The following is a 5944-nucleotide window of genomic DNA, read 5'->3' as shown; positions in this document are numbered from 1 at the left end:
ATTGGCGATGAACTGGAGCAATTAAAAATTGCACTGGAACCCGATGCGCTCTCGGCACCAGAAGAAGCCTTGGCGCCACTCATTACCACACTGCTCGCCTTTGCCGGATTGATCCACGAAAGCATGACGCGCGGTAGTGGTTGGCATTTTATGGAGATGGGTCGCCGTTTGGAGCGCGCGCTGCAAATCGTCAACACTTTGCGCTCGCTACTCGTGACCGGCTTCGATGAAATTGAACAGGAAACTTTAATTGAATCCAGCTTGCTCTGTGGTGAGGCGTTAATTCCTTATCGCCGTCGCTACCAAAATGGAATACGTATCGATCAGGGATTGGAAATGATTATGCTTAATAGCAAAAATCCACGCTCGTTGATTTATCAACTGACGCAGTTGGAAAACCACTTTGCCGATCTGCCCGACAACCGCGATGAATTTAGCACTGAACATAAATTATTGTTGGAAGCGACTACCGCATTAAAGTTAAGCGATATTAAAACGCTCGCTAAAACCGCCAATGGTATTCGCGGCGAATTGGATCAATTACTTTCGCGTCTGCAATATTTAATTGGCACTGCGGCCAAAGCCATTGGCCAACGCTACTTCGACCACGCTGAAGGGCCGCAATTATTGGTCAAAAATAGTGAATGGCAAGATCAGCTATGAAACAGGTGTTTGCATGAAATACCGGATTAAACACAGCACCCGCTACCGCTATGCGTTATCAGTGAGCAATTGCTATAACCTTGCTTATGTACTGCCACGCTACACAGAAAAGCAGCGTATCGATTCAATCGAGGTAAAAGTCTCGCCACTTGCCACCACACGCAATATGCGCACGGATTATTTTGGCAATCAATTCCTGCAATTTTCAATTGAAAAAGACCACACAGAATTGGATGTCAGCATCACCAGCGAAATCACCATTAAAGATACCGCAATCAATATCAACCTGGATTTCGGCAACCCCTGCACTTACGTGAAATATTTACTGAAGCACAGTAAAGATTGGGAAACCCTGTGCGCACGTGAATTTATGTTGGATTCCCCGATGGTGCAGCAGCATCCTGATTTAGCGGAATATGCAGCCATTTCGTTTCCTGACGACCGCCCTTTTTTATCGGCGGTGATGGAGTTAACCCAGCGGATTTTTACCGATTTTATTTATGACCCGGAATTTTCCGATGTCGCCACGCCACTCGCCGATGTACTTAAACATAAACGCGGCGTATGCCAGGACTTTGCTCATTTTGCGATTGGCTGTTTGCGCTCACTTGGTTATCCCGCGCGCTACGTCAGCGGCTATCTGGAAACATTGCCGCCGCCCGGACAAGAAAAATTAGTTGGTGCCGACGCAACCCACGCCTGGTTCGCCGTTTATTCACCCGGTGAAGGCTGGTATGAGTTTGACCCCACCAATAATAAAATTACCGGCGAACAACACATCACCACCGCATGGGGGCGCGACTACTCCGACGTAGCGCCACTCAAAGGCGTGATCTTCGGCGGAGGCCATTCACCACAATTATTTGTATCGGTTGATGTGCGAAGAATCGACGACGATTTTATTCCCACACAAAGCCAAAACCAAAGCCAAAGCCAAAACTAACACCTACTCGCATATCCTCTCACAAAGGAAAACATTATGAAGCAGATGATTGCTTGCATTTTATTTTCGCTGTTTACACATGCCACGCTCGCACAAAATGATCTTCCCTTTGTACTGCAACTCAAATATTCCCCACTAGGCATTATCGACGCCGATGAGGATGAATTTGATCGCGGCGACCGCAGTTATGAAAAATACGACATGGAATTTGAAAGAACCCTGGGCGCTAAAATTATATTTTCTCCTATTCCCATTTATCTCAGCGTGCAACAAAGTATTACCAATCTCGACAACTCCATGCCCGATGCCAAAGTAGAGACACTTGCCGTTGGCTTTGGCGGTTTGACTTACGACGAATTTGCCTATGACTCAGGAATTTATTTAATGGGGAGCGTAGGTGCAGGGGCAGGCCGATTTAAATTCAAACAACCGGAACTCGATGATTGGGAAGCACTTGTTGAAGGGAATGCTGAAATCGGTTTACGCATACAGGAGCATATGCTGTTAGGTGTGGGTGTGGATTATCAACACTTTGGCGAGCCGGGCGAAAGCAAAGCCAATTTCTGGAATTTATATATCGGAACAGGGTTAACCTTTTAACATGACAACACACATTTCAATTCCACTCAAAGACAGTTACAAATTATTTAATCACGGCCCGGTCAGCATAGTCACCAGTGCGCATGGAAACCAGCGCAATATTATGGCCGCCTCATGGACAATGCCGGTAGATTTTTCACCGGCTAAAGTTGCAGTGGTGATCGACAAAAATACCTACACGCGCGAATTGGTTGATGCCAGTGGTGAATTTGCTTTGCAATTTCCCATGCGAAAAATTGCAAAACTGACGTTAGATGTTGGCGATATATCTGGCCGCGATACAGATAAATTTGCACGCTACGCGATAAAGACCTTTCCCGCCGCACAGATTAGCGCACCCTTGATTGAAGACTGCATAGGTTGGCTGGAATGCAAAGTGATAAAACAAAGTGCAGAGTCGATGGATGTCATCATCGGCGAAGTGGTGGCAGCCTATGCAGACGCCGAACAATTTATTGATGGCCGCTGGCATTTTTCCGCTGATCAGCAAAAACGCAGTATCCACTATATGGCCGGTGGTGAATTTTATATGACGGGCGAAGTGTTTAAGACAGAGAGTAGTTACTCTGAATAAAATACGCAAACGCAAAGCCCGGTATGGGCATTAGTGTTCTGTACTCACACCAATGCGCATAGACTCCGTAATTCCTGCACGAGCAAAAGCTACAGATTTATAGAGTTCTACTCCATCGAATGAAAGCCAATCAAATTGCCTTCAGTATCTCGGGCAAGCGCACAAAAACCATGCTCGCCAATAGCCATTTTTTCCTGAAATAGGCTACCGCCAAATTCTACCGCGCGGGCTGCTTGCACAGCACAATCATCACAGCCAAAATAGACCAGCGTACCGCTACCACCTGACGCGAAGCCTTCCATTTTTACCAGCATGCCTCCCGCACCATAGCTACTCATTGGAGCGTCTTTATCCATTGGAAAAAACCACATATCCATTTCCATTTCTGGAATAGGTGAAGGTATTTTTTCAAGTGTCACTTGAAGCACACTTTCATAAAACGCTTTGGCACGTGTCATGTCTTGTACATAAATTTCAAAATGAACAACCGGATTGCCTTTCATCTTGCTACTCCTATCGTTAATTTTTTACGGTGGATTGAAACACTTACCAACCATAACTAAACCAGCCGGATAGCGCAACCACCCGGGCGCGAGCGGAGTTAATGAAACAGGCAGAATGAGGGGTCAAAAAAAAGGCCCGTTCAATAAACGGGCCAGGGGTCTCAGAGAGACAACACGCAAGACAAATCAATAAAGGGTTTATGCAGACTTTTGCTCCTGGGATTGCGCCATAACTACCGGCAGGAACCAGGTTTCGGCAATTTTGAAATGCAGGTTGCCGATTTCCAACTGCAACTCATCGATATATTCATGCAGGCCGGATTTTAATAATTCATCCAGATCAGCTTCATCTAATTTGTGCTGGATATTGACGATGGATGCCAACACTTTTTCGCTGTTTGGCAATGCCCACAAACATTGCTCAAGCTGTTTTAAGCAGTGGGCAACAGCGCGAGGGAAATCTTCATTCTGCAATAAAAATGTCACTACTGCATTGGCGTTGACGCGATCGCGCACATGTTGGCGATACATTTGGTAAGCACTCAACGAGCGCAGTACGCTCATCCACAAAATATTGTCGTAGGGTTCCAATACTTCTGTACCGCCCGCCGATAAGTGCGGCAAAAGATTGACCAAGCCCGCATCCACAATGCGCGTACTCATATCGGCACGTTCAAGATTGCGGCCAATACGAATTAAATCGTAAGCGTTGTTGTGGCTCATGCAGCCCGCGAGTAAACCGGTAAATTGCTGCACACTGCTGATCACGTGGAGCAAAATAATGCTGCGGTCGCGGCGCGAGGTGACTTTGTCGGCGCGGTCGCGGATGTAGTGATATAAATCGTTAATTAATTCCCAGGCTTCCATCGGCATGGTTTCACGGGTGATGCGCGAATTTTCGCGCGCAAAACTGAGCGAATTAATTAAGGATGCGGGATTCTTTTTATCCGCCAGAATAAAATTGACAACGGTTTTTTCATCGGCAAGTTGGGTATCGCGCTCAAAGTAACTGCCGGTACCGCTGATATCGATCAGCGAACCCCAACCGACACGCACGCCGGCGGGCAGATCCAATAACAAATTTGAATTCACATTCACAAGGCGCGCAATATTTTCGCTGCGCTCCATATAGCGGCCTAACCAATAAATTCGTTCAGCTACGCGTGACAACATGGTTTAGTCCTCCACCACAATCCAGGTATCTTTACTACCACCACCTTGCGATGAATTCACCACATAGGAACCCTTGCGCATAGCAACGCGCGTCAACCCACCGGGTGTTACGCAGTGATCTTTACCCTGCAACACAAAAGGACGCAAATCAATGTGTCGCGGCTCGGCATTACCGTTGGTGAGAATTGGGGCAGTTGATAAGGAAATTAATGGCTGTGCCATGTAATTGCGCGGATCTGCTTTGATACGCAGGGCAAATTCTTCCAGCTCTTTTTTGCTCGCCTGCGGGCCGATAATCATGCCGTAACCACCGGATTCGTTCGCCGGTTTTACGACAAGCTTGTCGAGATTGGCGAGTACATAATCGCACTGCTTTTTATCGACGCATAAATAACTCGGTACATTCGGCAGGATTGGCTCTTCACCTAAATAGTATTTGATCATTGCCGGTACAAAGGTATAAATCACTTTGTCATCTGCAACACCGGCACCCGGCGCGTTGGCGAGTGCAACATTGCCTTTTAACCAGGCGCGCATCAAGCCGCGCACGCCGAGCACTGAATCCGGATTAAACATATCCGGGTCCAAAAATAAATCGTCGATGCGGCGATAAATAACATCGACGCGTTTCAAGCCATCAATACTACGCATATACACGCAGTCATCGCTGTCTACCACCAGGTCGCTACCTTCAACCAATTCCACTCCCATTTGCTGGGCAAGGTAGGAATGTTCAAAATAGGCAGAGTTATAAATGCCCGGTGTGAGCACCACAATTTCTGGACGATCTGCTTCTTTGCGTGGCGATAATGACGCGAGTGTGTCAAACAATTGATTAGGGTAATCCGTAACCGGAACGATATGATGGTTTTCAAATAATTCAGGGAACACGCGCTTGGTTACTTTGCGGTTTTCTAACATATAGGAAACACCGGAAGGCACACGCAAATTGTCTTCCAATACAAAAAATTCGCCTTTGTCATCGCGAATTAAATCGCTGCCGCAAATATGCGACCAGACACCGTAAGCCGGTTTCATGCCAATGCATTCTTTGCGGAAATTCACTGAATCTTCAAACAAATAGGCTGGCACTACTTTGTCTTTGATAATTTTGCGTTCGTTGTAAATATCATTAATAAATAAATTCAGTGCCGTTAAACGCTGGATTAAGCCGCGCTCGGTTTTTTGCCATTCCTTTTGCGGGATAATGCGCGGAATAATATCGAATGGCCACTCGCGGTCGATATTACCTGCGTCGCTGTAAACCGTGAACGAGATGCCCATGGTTTTGATGGCTAATTCTGCAGAGAGTTTTCGATCTTGAAGTTCTTGCCCGGATAAGGAGGCGAGATATTGGGCGAGGTGTCGTGTTTCTGGACGGGGTTGGCCGGGCGCGCTGATCAATTCATCGTAGAAGTGGCCAGAATGATAATTCTGCCAATCTATTTTCATTTCACTCATGGTGACTTCCTTAAGCATGCGCGGCCT

Annotated in this window: 7 protein-coding genes; 4 read left to right on the top strand and 3 right to left on the bottom strand. The window is 46.7% G+C overall.

Annotated elements, in window-relative coordinates:
* The 4 genes from ACWA6V_RS15735 to ACWA6V_RS15720 all read left to right on the top strand — a co-directional run.
* The coding region (locus ACWA6V_RS15735; protein ID WP_449523377.1) for an alpha-E domain-containing protein at positions 1-663 on the top strand (663 nt) is incomplete at its 5' end.
* Between the two features lie 13 nt (positions 664-676).
* Complete coding sequence (locus ACWA6V_RS15730) at positions 677-1606, top strand: transglutaminase family protein (RefSeq protein WP_449523376.1); 930 nt, start codon at positions 677-679, stop codon at positions 1604-1606.
* A gap of 36 nt (positions 1607-1642) precedes the next feature.
* The gene (locus ACWA6V_RS15725) at positions 1643-2206 is read left to right on the top strand and encodes a hypothetical protein (RefSeq protein WP_449523375.1); all 564 of its coding nucleotides are present in this window, start codon (positions 1643-1645) and stop codon (positions 2204-2206) included.
* Between the two features lies 1 nt (position 2207).
* Positions 2208-2780, top strand: coding sequence for a flavin reductase family protein (locus ACWA6V_RS15720; RefSeq protein WP_449523374.1), 573 nt, complete (start codon positions 2208-2210; stop codon positions 2778-2780).
* 107 nt (positions 2781-2887) lie between these two features.
* Here ACWA6V_RS15720 and ACWA6V_RS15715 read toward each other — a convergent pair whose 3' ends face one another.
* From ACWA6V_RS15715 to ACWA6V_RS15705, 3 genes are all read right to left on the bottom strand, one after another.
* Positions 2888-3283: a VOC family protein gene (locus ACWA6V_RS15715; protein ID WP_449523373.1), complete on the bottom strand. Its 396-nt coding sequence runs from the start codon at positions 3281-3283 to the stop codon at positions 2888-2890.
* Positions 3284-3481: 198 nt separating this feature from the next.
* Positions 3482-4456 carry an alpha-E domain-containing protein gene (locus ACWA6V_RS15710; RefSeq protein ID WP_331353136.1) on the bottom strand — a complete coding sequence of 325 codons (975 nt, stop codon included), beginning with the start codon at positions 4454-4456 and terminating at the stop codon, positions 3482-3484.
* Positions 4457-4459: 3 nt separating this feature from the next.
* Complete coding sequence (locus ACWA6V_RS15705; RefSeq protein WP_449523378.1) at positions 4460-5908, bottom strand: circularly permuted type 2 ATP-grasp protein; 1449 nt, start codon at positions 5906-5908, stop codon at positions 4460-4462.
* Positions 5909-5944 lie beyond the last annotated feature (36 nt).

The sequence above is a fragment of the Cellvibrio sp. genome (genome assembly GCF_053579595.1).
The sequence above is the reverse complement of the archived record's forward strand: the minus strand, read 5'-3'. Positions and strand labels throughout refer to the sequence as shown.